This window comes from Cystobacter fuscus, assembly GCF_002305875.1.
Classification (GTDB): Bacteria; Myxococcota; Myxococcia; order Myxococcales; family Myxococcaceae; genus Cystobacter; species Cystobacter fuscus_A.
The window spans coordinates 5,323,692-5,343,598 of the sequence record NZ_CP022098.1 but is presented as its reverse complement, the minus strand read 5'-3'; the positions used below and the strand labels follow the sequence as shown (position 1 = coordinate 5,343,598).

Sequence of the window (19,907 nt, the reverse complement as noted above, 5' to 3'; positions counted from 1 at the left end):
GGCCGACCGCTGAAGGAGCCGCCCGGCAACGGCGTTTCCACATTGGCCACGATGGACGAGAAGTGGGTGGTCACGACCGTGTTGGCTTCTTCCACCGCGACGCTCAGCGCCAGGGAAGTCCCCGACACCACGTGCATGTCCTGGACGGGCGAGAGCCACGTCACGCGGGGCGCGGTCTTGTCCTGGAGCACGTTGATCTTGATGGACTGAGGCGTCGCGGGCTGCCCTTCGGCATCTGTCGCCATCGCCGTCAGGACATGGATCGTTCCCACGGGCACGCGCCACTTGTAGTCCAGGGTCTTGTTCTTCTCCCCCTGGCTGGCGGTGACCGTGCGCAACACCGTGGTTCCCAGGCGCAACTCGACGGACTGGAGGGCCTGGGTGGAACTGGCCTGGATCTGCACGTCCACCAGGGCGCCCACTTCCGCGCTGACAGGCGGATTGTTGAACTTGACGGTCGGAGGAGGGTTCGAGGTCGGGATCACCGTCCAGCGATGAGTGGTTTCGTTACCGGCCTCATCCTTCACGGTGGCCTCGAGCGGCTGGGGAATTCTCTCCTGACTGTGGAGCCACTTGAAGTGGAAGAACCCATCGACCGAGGGGTACACCGTCGTGGTACCGACCTTGAAACGCACCGGACCGAACAGGCCGCTATTATCGGAGGCGATGAGTTCGAAGGCCACCTCCACGCCCGCGGCGATATTGATCGACGAGAGAGGCTCGAATGAATCGCTCCCGCCCACGAGCTTCAAGGCCAGCCGGGGCGCCTCGTCGTCCTTGGTCTTGAAGGTCCGCGATGCCGCGACCATCACATTGCCAGACGTGTCCTTCGCCCCCTGAACCGTGAGCAGGAAGTCGGTGGTGTGCGACAACTCGCCAGCGGGCGTGAACGTCATCAATCTGCCATTGACGACCGGAGCCGCTCCGCTCACGGGCGCGCCCCCCTTCGCGGGAGCGAGCGTCACGGTACAGCCCGTGCCACAGACAATGTCCTCGCTGAAGAGCATCGTGAAGGTCGGCGAGCGCGTGATGCGACCCCCGCCCTCCGTGGGCTTCGGTCCCCACTCCACCACCGTGGGGGGAGAGAGATCCATGCGCTTCACGAGGATCGTCCTCTCGGTGCTGCCCTGCTTGAGGGTGAGCACGACATCTCCGGCGCTCCCCGAGGGCACCTGGACCTCGACGAGCCCCGCCGAATAGCTGAGCAGCGGGAGGGACATCTTGTCGAAGGACACGGACAGGCCCCGCGTGAACCCACTGCCGGAGATCCGCACCAAGCCGCCCTTGAGATCGACCTCCGACGGAGACACGGAGGTGACGGTGAAGGGCGCCATGTAGATGAAGCCACCCGGAACGTCGATCCCGCCCTCCTCGCCCAATTGCACACGAACCAGGGCCTGTCCTGGCACCGTGGCCCCGGGCACGAGCACCGTGAGTGCGGTGTCCGATTTCGTCCCTTCTTGGATCGGCGCGAGCTTGTCGTTGAAATAGACCGCGGTCGCCCTGCTCAGTCCCGAACCCGTGATCTCGACGGGGAAACCGCCCTCCTGGGAGCCGAAGTCCGGCCGCAGGCTGGAGACCCGCGCCTGCGGTGCGCCCGCGCGTCCCACCACCGGGAAGGACCACGCCGCCAGCTCGCCTCCCAAAAAGCCTGTCGGCGCGAGCTCCACCCGCGCCGTGTAGGTCGTCCCCACGGCGAGCGGTCCCGGAACCTTGCGGCTGAAGGTCGAGCCCATCCGCTCCACGGGGCCGAGAGTCACCGGATCCTGGTAGCTATCGAGCAATTGGATGCCCGGGTCGACACCCGCCTGCTCGAGGGGCACCGACACCGACAGGGTTTCGCCCGCGGTCATCCCGCCACCGGGCACCGGGCTGGCGGTCACCACGCTCGGATAGGGCAGCGTGCTGTAGAGCACGGTCTTGGAGGAGGTCGCGATCGTCGCGAGCCCCCTGCCCATCAACACGCGAGGCCAGGGCATCGTGTCGGCCACGAAGGTCCGCGTGCGGAGCCTCTTGCCGGGTTCCAAGGTGCTGTCGGAGATGCCGGTGGTGTCGATCCACCAGGCCCGCTCGGTACCAGCCGCCAGGAGCCACGGACCCTGGAAGGCCACCGAGCGCGGCCCGCTCAGCCCCACGGGAGTCGTCCAGGTGCCCAGCGTCCGCACATCGCCGGGTTGGGCCACGTCGAACAACGTCAACCCCTGCTCCGTCGCGACCACCACCTGGGTGCCGGAAGCCGCCAGCCCATACGCGGTGGAGCCAGAGGGGAACGCGCTCCACGAGCCCAGCGCGGAGAGGGAGCGATCCGCCAGGTTGAGCAACTTCAGGTGAACGGACGCGCCGTCCTGCTCCAGGACCGCCAGCATGTCACCCGCCAGGCCCAGGGCCTTGACCGAGCCCCAGCCCACCTGTGTCTGCGTCATCACCTCCAGCTTCTTGTCCTCGTTGGTCTGCAACAGGAGCAACTCCGCGCTCCCCTCCACCGCGAGGACCGTGAAGCGCTCATTGGCCGCCAGCGCGGAGATCTGCGTGGTGGATGCCGCCAGCGCCACACGGCTCGTCTCCACGGGCGTGCACGTCATGCCCGAGGCCATGCCGCACGTGCCGAGCGAGTAGCGAACCACCTCACCCCGCCCCGCGAGCAACGCGGCGTCACCCACCACCGCCAGCCCCCTGGGATTCACGACGCCCGCGACCTCCCACGACGCGCCGGGCACATCCGGGTTGTACACATCCCGGGCCAGGAGTTTGCCGGAGCGCGCGGACAGCAGCGTGCCGCCCACCCAGGCACTCACGTCTCCGGCAATCGGCAGGGACGCGACCTGCTCGAGCGTGAAGGTGAAGTCCTTGCCGTATTCATGGGACGCGCCCAGGCCACGAGCCGCCCCCGGGGTCTCGACCGAGACCTTCACGGGTCCCACCACCCGGGTGGGAGCGGACACTTCCAGCGCGCCGCCATTCTTCAGCACGATGTCCGAGGCCGTCTGGTTGCCGAACTTCACCGTCGTGCCACTGAAGAAGCCCTTGCCCTGGAGGGTCACGCGCGTGGAGGAGCCCACCGGGATGAACTCCGGCGACACCGAGTAGATCTCCGGCTCCTCCAGGTAGCGGAAGGCGCCCAGGCGCGTCACGGACAGCTTGTTGGGGTTCTCCACCTTGACCGCCGCGGCGCCCGCCCTTCCAGACGGCACCGTGCACGTCAGCGTGGACCACTTGTTGTCCTGCGTCCGACCGTGTTCGCAGTCGGAGGCCTGGGTGTCACCGATATGCACGGTGGCTCCCTCGACGAAGCCCTGGCCGAACAACACCGTCTTCGTTCCACCGGCTTCCAAGGCATACGCCGGCTCGGGGTGGTCGAGTCGCGGCGCCGTCGTGTCACCCGGGGCGGAGGCCGAGGTGGAGAAGTGGACCTCGGCGTGAACCTTCAGCGGCCCCCCCTGGATGCTGGCCAGGGACGGCTCGATGGACAGGACGTACTTGGAATCCGGCTCGAGCCACGAGGTGGGCTTCAGCACCACCCGGGCACCGCCTTCGTCCGACTGGCTCTCCTTGAACACCGTCACCGGCTCACCAGCAGAATCCTCGCGCGAGAGCTTGATGGCCCCCAGCGTGTTCGAGGCCGGCAGCTCGGAGAGCAGCACCTCGGGCACGGTCGATATCGCCACCCGCTCACCCTGGGCGGGAACCGTTCCCCGCAGCTCGATGGAGTCCATCGCCACGGAGAGGAGCTGTCCGGCCAGGCTCGCGTTGGAGACGGAGGAGCCCGCGGGGACGGGTAGCTCCACCACCCCGCTCCCGCTGTTCAACACCCACGTGCCCACGAGCAGATAGCGGCCCATGAAGGCCAGGGTCCGCACGTCACCGAAGACCGGCGTGTCCGCCACGAAGAACGGTGTCCCATCCAGGGGCACGGCGAAGCGCTGCACCTTGCCACCGCCCGCCGCGACGTAGGCGATCCCCGCGGTGACCCAGGTCTGCTCCGCGGACCGCGCCTTGTCGCCGGACGCGAGCACGAGCGCCTCCTTCGACTCCAGCGTGCGTGTCTGCTCCACCCAATTGAAGATGGCCACCCTGGCCGCGAGACCCAACGACACGAAGATCCGCGAGCCCTCCGTGGAGATGTGCCGGGCCCTGCCCCCGAGAGACGACTCGGCGAGCTGCTTCAGATCTCCCACGCGAGCGTCCAGCACATGGAGCTTCTCTTGAGTCGATGTACCGCTCGCGACCAGCAGGCGATCCCCATGAACCGCCAGGGCCGTGGCACCGCCCGGTACGTCCCTCGAACCCACCTGCAGGGGCAGCTCGGTCTCGGAGAGGATGTACGCCGTGACGCCTTTGCCGTGTGCCGCGTAGAGCATGTGACCCGACACCGCGACGTCCACCACCTCGCCCTGTGCGGACGGGAGGGTTCCCAGCAAGCTGGGCTCCGCCTTGGCGGAGATGTCATAGACCCGAAGGCCGGCGGAACCGGCCGCGAGGAAGAGCCGCTGACCGCTCCTGGCCAGGCGCCACGCGCCATTCGTGGCGCTGAAGACGTCGCGCTTGAGCTCCAGGACGTTCGTGGGATCCGCCGGGTTCGCCACGAGCAGCGCGCCGGACGGATGGCGGAGGGTCTTGTGCGTCGCGGGGTCGATCTCCGCCTCGCCACCCACCGCGGCGTAGATGACGCCATCGGCCACCAGGACGTCCCGCGTGGGGGGCGTGTCCAGCCGGGCCACGGCACCCGAGCCATAGGTGAACGGCTTGCCCGGATCGGAGATCTTGGGCTGGTCCTCTCGCGTGATGCGCACCATCACGGAGCCCTGGTCATGAGGCGGCGCCAGCGCGAGGGCCCTGGCCGTGGACAGCACCCGGACATCCAGGGACCTGCCCCGGCAGGCGCCATCGGAGGGGAGGCAGTCATTCCTGTCCGCGTCGAAGAAGACCTTCAGGCCCGGCGCGAAACCCGCGCCACTGAGTGTCACCCACGTCCCCCCCGCTTGCGGAGAGAGGTCGGGTGTCAGCGAGTCGAGCACCGGCTTCGCGAGGAACAAGAAGCCCCCCGGCAGGCTCGCCGTCATGCCAGAGGCGGTAACGGAATCATGATCCAGCACCTCCACGAGCGCGGGACCCGCCTGGTGCTTGTTGGCCAACAGGGTCATTCGCAGCTGCTGGCACCCCGCCAGTTGCGGCTTCTGGCAACCCTCCGACGCTGGCGAGTCGATCAACGTCGGCATGTAGACGATTCCGCCCACCCGGACCTGGGTTCCCGAGCGGAAGCCCTGGCCATGGATCGTCAACGGGATGTCTTGATCCACCTGGCCCAGCGAAGGCATCACGCTCGTGATGACAGGCTGAGAACCGCCGTCCTCCGCCACGGAGAACTCGAAGAGCAACGGATGCGCCTGGGTCCGGCCGTCGACGGACTTGAGCCCCGTCACTTCCACGAGCACGAACTCCGACGGCTGGAACTCTTCCTCGGGCGTGAAGAGGAGGGTCGAGCCATGGACCGCGTACACCACCTCCGTGGTGCCTTCGATCGGGCGAGCCAACCCACCAGGCTTCCTGGCGGTGACCGTGAAGCTCTTCTCGAAGCCGGCGTCGGCCGGATCCTTGATGACCGGAAGCGTGAAGGAGACGGAGATCTTCGTCTTCCGGGGAGCGATCGAATTGGACGCGGGCGACCATTCCACCGGGAGCAGCTCCGCTGGGGGAACGGACACCACCGTCGTGCCCGTATCGGCCGTGGCGACATAGAGCGCTCCTCCGGCCCAGGTCATACCCGACGCGGGCGCCTCCATGTCGGTGGTCTGCAGCAACACCGGTTGCGGCTCATTCCCAGCGCTGACATCGAAGACGTAGACGCGCTTGCCCGCGGTGACGTAGGCGCGCCCCGCGCGCACCGTCAGCCGGCTGCGCACGAGCTCCTCGTACGAGACGAGGTTCTTGTCCACCACCACGCGGCCCTTCGGCGTGCCCTCACGCGTGTAGATGCTCAAGTACAACCCGGTGCCCCGGTTGTTCTGGAAGTCGGAAGACAACGTGTAGAAACGATCCTCCCCGAGATCGAGCGCCAGGGCGTCCGCGTCCAAGGGCACCGACGCTGGCACCAGCGGATCATCGACCAGACGGATTTCGGGGCCAGTCAGGTCGAAGCGCTGCACGTATCCCTTGCTCGCTTGCGGATCCGTGATGCTGACGAACGCGGTGTTGCCCTCCACCCGCACGCCCGTGGCCAGCCCCAGCGTCGGAGACTGGTACACCTCGAAGGCCTGCGAGGGCGTGGACACGTCCACGGCGGTGAGCCGTTGGCCCTCGGCGAGCAGGGCCAGGTTTCCGCTCACGTCCAGTCCTCGCACGGGGGCCTGGGTCCGCACTCCACCCAGTCGCAACGGGCGATCCACCAGCGAGGTGTTGAAGATCTCGAGCCCCTCGTGGTTCGGCGTCGCCACGCCCACGTAGAGCGTGTCCTCCACCAGCTTCAGCTCGGACGCCACCCGGGGCGGGAAGCCCGGCAGGTTGATGGTGCTACCCACCGGCAGGTCGTACGAATAGGTGGCCACCCGCAGCGGCGTCTCCTCCTCGCCGCGGGTGATCGTCACGTCCACCACCCCGGACCGCATCATCCTGGGCGCGGTGAACTTCAAGGTGGACAGGCTCACGATGTCCACATCCGTCCGCGGCAGCGCGATGCCTCCCACCGAGACCCTGGTCTCGGGACTCAGGGCGGACACGGGCAGCTTGAGGGTCACCACGTTGCCCCCTTCCACCGGTCCATGATCCGGCCACAGCGTCACGCCCGAGGCCGTGAGATCGTCGAGATAGAACACGCCCGAGGGCATCTCGTCCTGGAGCACTCCGGCGTTCACCACCAGGATGTCGACGGGACCCGCCTCCTTCGCGGAAGGAGTCACCACCGTGAGCGTGCTGCCATCCGAGCTGGCCGTCACCTGGGTCACCAGGCTCCTGCCAATACGCACCTCGGTCTTGTCCGTGAAGCCAGAGCCCTTGATCGTGAGCGTCTGGTTGCCCGCGGTGGACAGCGTCACCGGCGAGACGGAGGAGATGACGGGAGCCTGGCTGCCCTCGGGGCCTGTCTGGAAGCGGCCGTTGAAAGGCAACCACAGCTGGCCGCCATTGGCATTCGGCAGCTCCTTGCTCAGCCACAGTTCGTAATGCGTATTGGGGAGGAGCTTGCCCTCCGTCTTCACGGTGAGCGTGAAGCGCTTCTTGCCGTTGGCCGTGCTGTCCGACACGGTCGGCTCGATGCCTCCCACGAGCTCGCCATGCGTCAGATCCATCAACTGGACCAGCCCGCGCGCCTCGTAGTCGGAGGCGGCCTGGATGGGCTGCGTGAAGCTCACCACCAGGGAGCTGGTGAGGGGGGAGATCACCGAGTCGCGAGCGGGCTCCATCCCCAACGCCAGGGTGTTCTGAACATACAGCTCATCCACATGCGTCTCGCTGGCCAGGAGCAGCTGGTCGCGATGGACGAGCACGTCCACGGCCGGCTCCGTGTTGCCGCCGCTGACGAGCACGGGCTCGCGAGGATCGGACACATCCACCAGCACCACACCACCCTCGTTGGACGCCACGAAGAGCATGTCGCCGAGCAGGCGCAGGCGCCGCGGCTGACCAGGGGTGTTGGAGAGCTTCTCATCGAAGGCGATACGCTTCAGCTCACGCGCCGTCTCGCCCTCGCCCACCTCGAGGAAGAGCAGACCCTTCTCGGCCGCGGCGACGATGGCGGTCTTCTGCTGCTTGAAACCGCCCTGCTTCGTCGGATCCGCGACCGTCCTGCGCACCACCACCACGTCGGTGAGGTTGTATGGGAACTCCAGATGCGCGGCATGTCTCATGCCTTCCGCGGAGTTCTCGAAGATATCCAGTGCACCCGAGGGGCTTTCACCATTCGTGTGATAGGTGACCCGCTGGCCGCCATGGACGGAGAACTCGGGAGGCGGCGGGAGCAGCCTCGTGGGGCAGTAGTAGAGGCCCTCGTGACCACCACTGGCCACGAACAGACGGTCTCCCTCGAGCGCCATGCCGAACGGATCGAACGAGGAGCCGCCACCCAGTTCGCTGACGAGGAAGGGATCATCCGGGTTGCGCGTATCGATGAAGCGCACCGCGCCGCCAGCGCTCGCCGCGGGATGGGTCGTCAGACACGGGGAGTTGGGCGGCGGATTGTGCTCCATCTTGCTGAAGAGCACCCAGCTGCCCATCGGCGTGGGAACCACGCGCGTGGCGTACTCCGGAGTGCCGAAAGCGCCAAACTGCGCCCGGGCCCGCGCCTTCAACTTGTGCGGACCGGAACCGGCGTCATACGGCGTCGAGACATCGATGATGGACAGACCGCTGGAGCCGTTGGCCACGAGCAGGTTCGAGGTCGTCGCGGTCTGCTGGATGGCGACGTCCAAGGAGTCTGGAGCGACCTCCACATCGGGAACAGGCGTGCCACTCGGCAAGTAGCCAAGCAACACCGCGTTGAGCTCATCCACCTGCCAATCAAGCGGAGAGACCGAAGAGGCTCCCGCCCCACGGTCGCCCATGACCTTCGTCACGTCATAGCTCGCCACGCGGTTGGAGTCCCAGTAGGTCCCCTGGCCGGTGTAGCGGCCCGTGTAGGGTCTGTCCTCGATCCTGTTGCCGCCCGCCACGCTTCCCGCGGACGAGTAGATGAAACCATCCAAGTTCGGATCCGCCGCGAGCGCCGTGGGGAACACGGTCAGCACCGACTCCGCCTTGGGCGGCGCGTGCGCGTCATCGTCGAAGCCGGGGAAGTTCAGGCCATAGCCGAACGTGCCCGGCACATTCGTGTTCTCGAAGGAGCCCGATCCCGTCGGCTTCCTCACCGTCACGACCTTGTCGCCGAACGAGCCCGTCGGCAGCCGGGCCGACAGCACCCAGGGAGACACCACGCTCACCGCGGTGGCCTTGCGGCCTCCGACCTCGACCTCCAAGTCGCCGCCCGTCAGCGCCCAGGACGGTAGGAATCCCTTCCCCTCGATGGTGAGGGTGGTGCCGCCCTTCGGATTGAAGAAGCGCGGCGAGCCCGAGCTGACCAGCATGGGTTCGGTGAAGAAGAAGCCGCCCACCCGGCGCACCGACAGGCCCGAGGCTGGATTGAGGACCACCACGTCCGCCAGTCCGGCTTCGCCGTTGCTGGGCACCGTCACATGGAGGATCTGCGTCTCGTGGCCCACGTCGGCACGGACCTCGGCCCTCCTGCCCCCCACCCACACCTGCACGTCCGCGTCGAAGAAATTGCCGATCAGCGTGGACTGGGTCTCCGCGTTCGTGGGGCCCACGCGAGGCGCCATCCGTGAGAACACGGGCCGCCTGCCCACGGCCTTCACCGAGTGGAAGGTGAGGTCCAAGGACCCGAGCAGCGGCTTCTTGTCGGGCGTGGTGAGCGCGGTGCTCAGCTTGAGCTTGAATGTGGCATTGGCCGGCAAGGGGCCACAGGGCGTCTGGCCGTCGTTGTTCTGACGGCGCCTGAAGACGAGCGTACTGACCGGCGCCTGCGCGGTCCCCACATCGAGGAAACCACAATCCAGCGTCTGGTCCTTCAGGGCCCCCTGGTCATAGGTGAGCGTGAAGGCCGCCTTCGCGCTCTCGGGCGTCACCGTGGTGGAGAGCGACACCGCCACCTCCGGCAGATCCAACGGGACGTACTCGCCGGGCGCGACACTGGTGGACACCACGGTCAGCTCCGCGGGCGGACCGAACTCCAGGGACCACAGCCCCGTGCTGCCGCGGCGACCCGTCACCAGGCGACTTCCCGCGAGCGCCACGCGCCGCGCGTCTCCTCCGCGAACGCCCCGGACGGAATGGAGCACCTTCGGATGGTCTATGTCGGAGATGTCCACCACGACCACACCCGCGGCTCCCGCCGCCACGTAGGCGAGATCTCCCGCCAGACGCACGTCCGAGGCGAAGAACGAATTCTCCTTTCCCAGTGGCACGAACAGAGGGTCATTCAGCGCGTAGTCCGGCGAGGGGCCCACCTTGACGATGGCCAGACCCTTCGCACCGGCCGCCACATAGGCCACATGATCGCGCAGGCGCACCTGCTGCACGTCCATCGGCACCATGTGCTTGAGCCTCGGCGCCCCCTCCACCGATACGGAGTGCAACTCGCCCTCCGAGAAGACATCGCCCAGGGCCCAGTGGCTCGTGCCCATGACGGCCAGCGCGTCCTGCACCGCGAGGGCATGGGCGGCCTTCCCGGTCTTCAGCACGTGGGTCGGGAACGGCGCATGAGAGACGTCGAAGCTGCTCAGTCCCGCTTCGCCTGTGGCGCCCAGCAACCTGTCGCCCCGCACGTCCAGGGCGAACATGGCCCCGGGCTTTCCCGCCACCGTCGAGCGAGAGATCTTCGGCGCGGAGGGATCTCCGATGTCCACCTCCACGATGTTCGAGCCGGTGTACCGGTTGGTCTTGGAGTCCAAGGTTCCGGTGCCCACGTAGAGGCGATCCGAGTTCTCGGTCGAGTAGGCCAGGGCGAAGCTCCGCCCCGGAATTCCCACCTGACCCACCAGGCGATCATCCTGGCCATCGCGATCCTCATCGACCAGCTCGTCGCGCAGCTCAGGGGGGATGGGCGTGCCCTCGAAGCTCCCCTTCCTGTAGAACCCCGACAGGTCGAGCACCCGCAAGGATCCGTTGCTCAAGACATAGGCGTAATCACCAATCACGAGCAGATCATTGATCTCTCCATTCATCGCCACCGCGGAGTTGGTCGGCTGCTCGAACGTGAAGCCCTTTTCCTTCGAAAGCTTGCTTGTCTCTCCATCCGGGTTGACCACCGTGACTTCCACGGCCCCGCGTGAGCCGCTGGGCGTGAAGGCCTCGATGACCTTGGTGCCCAGGACTCGCACCCGGAGCGCGGGAACAGCCCCAAAGAGGACCTTCGTCTGCCCCGTGGAGACAAACCCCGTGCCCTCCAACAACACGCGCGTGCCTCCCGTGGAAGGCCCTCGGTTGGGAGTGATGGCGGTCAGCGTCAACTGCTGGTGATAGAGGAACGCGCCCACGCGCCGGACCGACGCCAACGTCTTTGGATTGCGCAGTTCCAGCGTGGCCGCCCCCTCCCCCCCTGGCGTACTGACCGTCACCCGGGACTGACAACCCTCGCTCAGGGTATTCTCGACCTGCACGTTCTGAGCCGGAACACCGCCGAAGAAGACCGCGACATCCTGGGGAATGCCCGTACCGCAGATGACCACGCGGGTGCCGCCGGACGATGGACCCTCGCGCGGGCTCAGCGACTGGATGTTCATGGCGACGAACGCGCCCACGGAATCCTTCGCGGTCTTGAACTCGGTGCTGAACGGACCCGCCATGACCGCGCCGGCCTTGGTGGGCTCGCCCGGTATCTCCACCGCCGCCTTCAACCCATTGACGGCCAGCCGGTAGCCCATGTCGGACGCCAGGAGTCTGCCGTCCAAGGTCACCGAGATCTCGTCGCTCACGGAGCCCTTCGCCGGAGACAGGGTGATGACCTGCGGCTCACCGGCGCTGCTGTTCAGCTTCAACAATTGGATCGAGCCCAGATCCCCCTGTCCATCCGCGGCCGGGACGATCACCGGGCGGCTGAACTTGATCTTGAGCGCCGCCGCCGGATCGACACCCCGCGCATCCGCCATGGGGACGCTGCCCACCACCACGGGGAAGGGCAACCGGATGACGGACAACGCATCCGTGGAGAGGCGCTTGGACTGGCCGACCGCGGCCACCACCAGGTCTCCCTCGATCGCGACATCGTTCAACACGTCCGCCGGGGCGAGCGACACCGCGCTCACCGCGAGCGGAGACCTGGGCGCGGACGCCAGGTTGATCTGCGCGATGGCGGAGGACAGGGACTGGGTGCCTCCCATGACCGCGACTTGAGGGCCCGTGGCGGCCGCCACGAACTCGGACTGGGCCAGCAGCGCGGGAATGGACGCCACCCGCTTGGGGTTCACGGCCCCATTCGCATCCACGATGGAGATCGTCTGGCCATCGCCCCTCGAGGCGATGCCATGCTCCCCATGAAGGGCGAGGTCACCCAGCCTCGCCGTCATGGAGGCTTCCGTGGGGAAGGGCCACTTCGTCAGGTCCAGCACGAGCTGAGGTGTGGCCGTGGACGAGGTCGACAGGACGGCATGGTGTCCGGTGATCCACACCCGCTCCACGGAGAAGTTCTTGAATTGCTCGAGCAACAGCGGCCGCTTGGGATCCGCCAGGGAGAACACGGCCAGGCCGCCACTGCCCGCGGCGACCAGGGCCAGATCATCCACCAGCGCGATGTCCCTGGCGCTTCCCTCGAAGGGCACTGCATAGGCGAGCAGCGGTGACGCCGCGGAGGCATCCATCACCAACAGCGAGGGACTTCCCTCTCCCGCCACGTCGACATGCGGCAGCGACGGGCCATCCGCCACCACGTAGGCGAGTGAATCACGCACCGCCAGCGCGCGGGGCTCGTAGGGAGGGGGCAGCGACAGACCATTCTTCACGGTGGGCGGCGTTACCGGAACCGCGGACACCCCCGAGAGGTCCACGATGGACACGGCGCCCTGGACGCTGTCGCGCAACAGCTCCAGCGCGTCCTTGGCTTGGGTGTCGACGCTCGCATTGGAGAGCACCCAGGCGAAGGTCTTGGACTTCTTCCCCTCGCCGTCCCCATCGACCTTCTGGAGGACGACCTGACCGGGTTGTCCCTGAGGCAGGATGTCAGGAGGACGGACCTCGCCCGCCTCCTTGGGGACGAAACGTCCCAGCGAGGCCGTGACGCCGAAGTTGGAGTAGAAGAACGCGCCCTCGGCCAACGAGGTCTTGCTGCCATCGGTGTTGCTCACGAGCACGTGCGCGGGGCCAAACCGGCCCGGGGGGGTCTTCACCCGCAGCCGACCCGAGGACAACACCACCGTGTCGTCAGCGCCCACCCAATGGTCGTCGTTGTCGAACACGAAGGAGACCCGAGTGTCCTTGTCGAAGCCCGCGCCGGAGATCTCCACCTCGTCACCTCCGCCCTCGCTACCCGTGGGCGGAACGACGAAGTTCACCTTCAGCAAGGGCAGATAGACGAAGCCACCCAGCAGTGAGCCCTGGAGCCCATTGGGATTGAGCACGGTGACGCGCGCCGGACCCTCCACCTGGGCGGGTGTGACGGCGATCAGCCTGCTGAGCGAAGGATCAGCAGGATCAGGAGGACCCACGGTGACGCGCGTGGCCTCGATGCCCGAGAAATAGACGCGCGCATTGGGATCCAAGTGGCGGCCCGTCAACGTCACCGTCGTGCCACCATCCACGGGACCCGTCGTCGGCTCTACCCCGGAGATGAAGGGAACATCGGAGTTGGCCGCGCGCGTGCGGAAGCGCGACACGAACGGCGTCTGCAGACACTCCGGCTCCGGCGTCGTCGAATCACACACGCCCTTGCTCAAGGTGAGGATCAGCTCCGTGGTCGGGGGCAGCGGCTGCTCGGGCGTCACGCGGAGCGTGGAACCGACGACGGAGAGCGTGGCCCGCACCTCGGGACCCACCAGGGGATCCCCCATGCGCAGCACCACCGCATTGGCCGCGAAGGCCTCCAGGCGCGGAGTGCCGGACATCGTCACGACGATGGGAGGACCCTTCGTCGCGTCATCCCCACGGAGCGCCACCTGCTCGGCGCCATCGGCGGGAGATACGTCCACCACGGAGAAGCGTGGCAGGCTGAAGGAGGCCAGCGCCGTGTCGCCATAGAGCGCCACGGCCTGGCCCTTGGCCATCAGGACTTCTCGCGCCTCGGGTAGGTTGGCGCGGGCGAAGGTCTTCACCTGATCGCCCTGACGGCTGGACAGCGACAGCAGGCCCTTCACGGGCTGGGAATCCTGGTCGACGAGCTGTGCCGTCGCGACCACCAGGCTGCTCGTCGCCGACAGCGACCGCACACCCGTCGCCCGCAGATCCTTGCGCGCGGGGGCATTCGGCTGCAATGACACGACGCGAGGCGACCTCGGGTTGCGGATGTCCACCACCGCCAGCATGGCGCTCGTGCCCTCACAGGCGACGAGGGCGCGCGAGCCCACCACGGACACCGAGCGGGCCAGCCCCGGCAGCGCCACATAGCCGAGCTGACCCATGCGCGGATCATCCAGGTCGCGCAGCGACAGCCCCGCGGTGCCACTCGCCACGAGCAGCACGTTGGACGACACGGCCAGACCCCACGCCCCACCGTTCACGGGCACCGCGGACAGGAACCGGGGCGACCTGGGCGAGTTCAGATCCACCATCGCCACGCCGTTGTCGCCGGTGGCCACCAGCGCCAGCTTGCCACTGGCCACGACATCCAGGCCCGCATGGCCCGGCAGCTCCACGCGGCCCACGAGCTTGGAGTCATTCTCGTTGTTCACGTCCAGCACGAGCAGCTCGGGCGGACGGCTCTGCTGGTTGAAGATGAGCTGCTCTCGCGTCGTCACGAGCGCCAGGGCGGGCTCGTGGAAGGTGGCCGCGAGCGGCACGCCGATGTCCCCCCCCCCATTGGGATATTGCCGCGTGTGGAGCGACACCAGGCCCGAGCGCTGGGAGGAATCGAGTCTCGCGAACTCCAGGACCCTCAAGCCCCCCTTCGTGCCGCCGAGCAACACGACGTCCTTGTCCCCGAACGCCAACGACTCCACGCGGGGCCCCTGCCCCTCCACCTGGCTGAGTGCGATGAAGGGCTCGAACGCCGGCCGCATGCCCACTTCCACCGTCACCGGCGACTCCGTGGTTCCCACATTCCCGGAGAGGTCCTGCGCCGAGGCGCTGAACTGGAGCGTGTCGCCGGGCCTTCCATCCACGAGCCAGTCCATTCGATAGAGGGGCCGGTTGGAGGGGCCGGGAACCGAGACCGAGGTGGTGCCCACCGGGTTGTTCCCGACGCGGAAGCTCACCGCGCCCACGCTGGCGTTGTCCTCCGCGCTAGCGGCCAGGACGAGCGGCTCACCCCAGGTCACGACATCCAGCTCGGGCGGCTCCACCAGCTGGACCAGGGGCTTCACCTTGTCGTCCTGGGTCTGGAGCTCGAGGACGGGCGTGGAGATTTCATGCTGCGCCGTGTCGCGTGCCACCGCCTTGATGCGCAACGTGCCGCCAGTGGCCCTCGCGCCTGGCACGAAGCTGGCCGCATAGACGTTGGGAGCTCCCGGGATGCCCGCCGGGGCGGTGAGCGTCGCCACCTTGCGGTCGTCCACGAAGAAGGTCACGGACTCGATGTGGTTCTCGGGATCGAACGCCCTGGCCTCGAGATTCAGCCGCGAGCCCTCGACGAACACCATGCCCGCGGTGGGCTGCAGCAATTCCACGGTGGGCGGCTGATCGGCCACCACCTGCACCTCGAGCCGCGACGACGTCGACTCATGACCCGCGGAGTCCGTCGCCCGGGCCTCGAAGACCAGGATCTTGCCCTCCATCGATGGGTCCGCGATGAACGTGTGGTAGTACGGCTGGATGAAGCGCCGCCCCACCTCCTCGAGCGGCTGGTCCTTCACTCCGGCGAGGAAGGTGACGTGGGTCACGGCCACGTCGTCGGTGGCCACGGCGAACAGATCGTCCGCGATCCCCGTCACCAGGGTATCGCTCTTGGAGGAAAGGGACAGCGAAACGCTCGGCGACTCATCCTTGACCGCATGGACCGAGACGACAGCCGGCGCGCTCTTGTTTCCGCTGAGGTCGACCGCCTCGGCCGTGAAGGTGAGGAGCTTCCCGGCCTTGTCCGCGGGCACGGTATAGGACATGCGGAACGGCGGAGTTGCCAGGGTCTCCACCCGCGGCTTCGAGCCGTCCGGCGTGGTGATTGTCTCTGGCAGGGTGATGTGGACAGCAGCCACCCCGATGTTGTCCAGGGCCTCGACCTCCAAGGTCTGCCGGAGCCCCGCGACGACGCCCGAGTCCCGGGCGGGCGACAGGAACTTCACGGTGGGCGCTTCCGTGTCCTTCTTCACGCTGAACGTCCGCTCGGCGACAGCCGACGCCTGACCCGAGGAGTCCAGTGCCTTCGCGCTGACCTTCAACGATGCATTCTTGTCACTCGAGCCGAAGGGCAGCGGTACCTGGAAGGAGTACGGCGACTGTGTACCGACGAAGTTCATCGGTCCATTCACGCCCCCCTCCACCTTCACCTGGACGGAGTCCACCTTCACGTCGTCGTGTGCGTTGATGAGCAGCGTGAATTCACGACCCTCCGTGAGCGTGGTGCCCTCGGTCGGCGCCGCGATCGCCACGTTCGGCTTCTCATCGTCTCCCACCGTGACGGACACCTCCTGGCTGGAGACAGGGTGGCCAATGCTGTCGACCGCCCTGGCCCACAGCTTCAACGTGCCCTTCTTCATCCGTTCCTTCTCGAGCAGGAACTGATACGGAGGCCGGTTGAGCGTCATGTCCCAGGAGTCGCCATTCACGGAGGCGAAGAGTTGGACGCTGTTGATACCGACATCGTCCTCGGCGGACAGCAGCACCGCCAGCGGTTGATTGGCGACCGCCGTGGCCCCGCTGCTCGGTGACTCGATGCGCAGTGCCGGCTCCCGATCCCGCACCACGTAGATCATCTGCACGGAGGGCGGGCCCCAGCCAGACGCATCACGGGCCCGGACCGTGATGAAGTAGGGGCTTTGTTCCGTCGCATGGAGTTCCTCGAGCTTCGGAACCAGGATGGTATGGGAGACCACGGGCGCATGGATGGCGAAGTCCGAGCCTTCCACCGCGTTCAGCGGATCAAAGCCACCTACCCTGTAGGGCGTCGCATGCTCCGCCTCCACGGCGGTGGCACCCGCGCGGATCTCCACCTCCTCCACGAAGGCGTTGTCGTAGGCGTCCACCTGGATGAGAACGGGCGTGTTCTCGATGATGTTTTCGCCAATGACAGGCCGCAGCACATCTGCCAGGGGCCGGGAGTTGTCCGCTTGAATCCGCACGCGGTGCAGGCTGGAGGACTCGTTGCCATCCGAATCCCTGGCCACCGCGCGCACCTGGAGGAACGAGCCCTCGGGGGAGGAATCCACATGGACCAGGCCCGGAAGCAGCGTCACCTTGCCACCGAAGAGCTTGTAACGAGAGGCGTCCTGGGCCGTGGCATTCAGTCTCGCCATGGCCTGACGGACAGCCGGATCCGACACGGAGAGCACGCCGTCCACCAGACCGACTGGGATACCCCGGGCCTCATTCCCGAGGACCGTCAACACCGGGCGGTCATTGATGAAGAAGGTCATCCTGCCGACGAGCGTGTCGTCGGTGGCCACGGCCTCCAGGCGCAACTGGATGCTGCCTTCCACCAGGTAGGCATCAGGCGAGGGGGCGGAGATCGCGAGCAGCGGTGCGGAGGGACGCCGCGACTCGATGATGAGCAGCTGGGTCGTCGTGACATTGTTCGTGTCCGTCACCGCCACATCCAGCTCCCCGGGCGTCCCCTCCTGTTCGATGGGCGGCGTGAACTCGACACTGCCGGAGTACGTCCGCGGCGCCGAGGTCAACGTTTCATTCACGAGGACACTGTTTTTGTACTTCACGAGCACGGCCTTGATGCCGACGTCGTCCGAGGCATCGAAGCGCAGCGTGGCCTTGCTGCCTTGCAGCAGGCGCACGAATCCCGTGGCCAGCTCGGCACGGGTGATGTCTTCCAGGGAAGACCGCAGTGACGTCAGCGCGATGCTCGGAGCGCCATCCTCGAGCAGCCTCAGCGAGATGGCGCTGGTGGTGACCTTGCCAGAACGATCCCACGCCTTCGCCTCGATCACGGCGGGAGTCGCCGAGGCCTCGGGCAGGGTGAACTGGAAGCTCTTCTGGGTGTCGTGGAAGGGAATGACCTCACGGGTCGCCACGGCCAGTTCATTCACGTAGGCGGTCACCGTCAGGTGATCCACGCTCACGTTGTCCGCGAGCTTCACGGTGACGTCGAAGGGGATGCCCGCCACCACCTTCGAACCCGCGAGCGGCGAGCTCACGGCCACCTCGGGAGGCTTCTGATCCGCCGAGACCGAAACGAGCTGTTCGTCTCGCGTGATCGCGTTTTCGTCCGCGAAGATCCCCGTGAGCCAGAGGGAACCCGCCCACCCCATGGGTGCGCTGGTGCTGAAGGACTTGTTCTGTGCGGAGCCCGATTCGAGAGGGAAATCACCCACCTGAACCGCCACGCGCTCGTTCAGGGCGAGCACCCGCACCTGAGCGTCCGGCTGACCTGGATCGCGTACGCTCAGTCCCGCCAGGAGCCGCGTATGCCCCCCCGTGCCAGACGGGAACTCGACGTCCACCTGCTCCACTTCGAGGAACGCCGCGGGAAAGGAAAGATCTACCGCCGCCGAGGGATCGAGCTGGCTCAAGTCCTCCAGGTACCACCCACCCGGCGCATCACCAGGCAGGGGCGTCAGCTTTTGGATGAAGGCCTTGAGGGCCGCATCAGTTGAATTCTCTTGGCCTGGCTTGAAGCGATAGCGGTAGGTCACCTTGAGGCTTCCGCTGGTGCGCGGCACCTCCAGGGACAGGTGGCCGGAAGAAGCATCAAGAGCCTTGGCCGGGGCAGGCACCTGGGGCGTGAAGAAGACCGTGCCCCTCCCCTCCCCTTGCGCATCAATCGTCGTCCGCGCGGAGACCGTGAGCGCCTGTGTCTGGCCCTGCCTGAATGTCGCCGTGTACGTCGAGGCCTCCCAGGAGCCGGAGGTGGAGATCGAGAAGGAGTCGGTCACACCCGGCACGAACTCCAATGGCTTGGAGGACAACACGAGCCAGCCGGACTTCAGCTCGCCGTAATCCTGGACCTTGAGTGTCGCGGTGTAGCGTTGCTCCTCGATGAGCTGCGTCGGGGCGGAGACCCATTCAACCTTCGGGGCCTCGTCGTCGACCAGATTGCAGGTGAGGCTCGCGGTGCGCTTCGCGTTGTTATTGTCCCTGGCCTCCGCGATGAACGTGAGGGTGCGCGAAAGAGACGAGGGTTCGGCGACATCAACGACCACCGTCTTGCTCACCTGCTTGTCTTTCACCTCCCAGCTCCGCGGAGCACCGGACCCCACCTTGAGCGAGATGTCCTTCACCTCGTGATCGTCCGAGGCACTCAACGCCACCTTGATCTTCGAGCCAATGACACACGTGTTCGAATTGGGGACATCGAACAGCTGCATGGATATCGTGGGCGGCGAATCCTCGGGTGCCTGGAGCTGGAACTGGACCGGGCTCGTGGGGGTGGCGTTGTCAGACGCATCCCAGGCCTGGGCGAGGAAGTGGTGCTTCACGGTCCTGTCGAGCGAGGCCGGCAGTTGCAGCGAGCCCCCGAAGGTGGCCACGTACCGGCGGCTGACGAGGATGTCTCCAGGCCCGTCTGGATTGGGGACGCGAACCTCCTGGAACTTCTCGCCCTGTACGGACAACAACAGGGGACCCTTGCCATCCGGGCGCTTCACCGCGTCCGCGATGTTGCAGGGGGCGGCGCTGGTACAGGTCCGGTCCAGGAAGAGCGCCACCTGCGTCACGCGAACGTCGTCCTCCACGTCCACTCGCACGCCCAATGAGCCCCCGGGGCTCACCGAGATGAACTCCCCCTGCGGCACCAGGGGCGCCGCGACGACGGCCTTGGGGGCCTCCACGTCGGGAAGGACCTTGATGACCACCTCGGCACTTCCCTGGTTGCCCCCCGTGTCCAGGGCGACGATGCCCACCGTCGCGGGCTGCTCCAGCTTGGGCGCGCGCACCACGCGGAGCTGCTGCCGCTGCTGCTCCAACGTCTTCCCATCATTCCTGTCAACCAACTCGCCATCCGGCTGTCCTCCGGACAGACCCGCCACCGCGACCACGCCATCATCGTCGGACACCGTGAAGGTGATGGTGACGTCCTCGCCCTCCCGGAATGGAGTGCCCGGAGCCGGCAAGGCCAGCCTGACCTTCGGCCCCTCGTCCTTCACCACGTGCAGGTCGAGCCGGGCTTCCTGCCTCAA

The 19,907-nt window shown here is 66.9% G+C and carries 1 protein-coding gene (only partly in view); it reads right to left on the bottom strand.

What is annotated here, in order from left to right:
* Positions 1 to 19,907: the 5' portion of an IPT/TIG domain-containing protein gene (locus CYFUS_RS21890; protein WP_157758580.1), read on the bottom strand. It extends 8,728 nt beyond the left edge of the window; only the first 19,907 of its 28,635 coding nucleotides appear in the window; it begins with the start codon at positions 19,905 to 19,907; its stop codon lies off the left edge, out of view.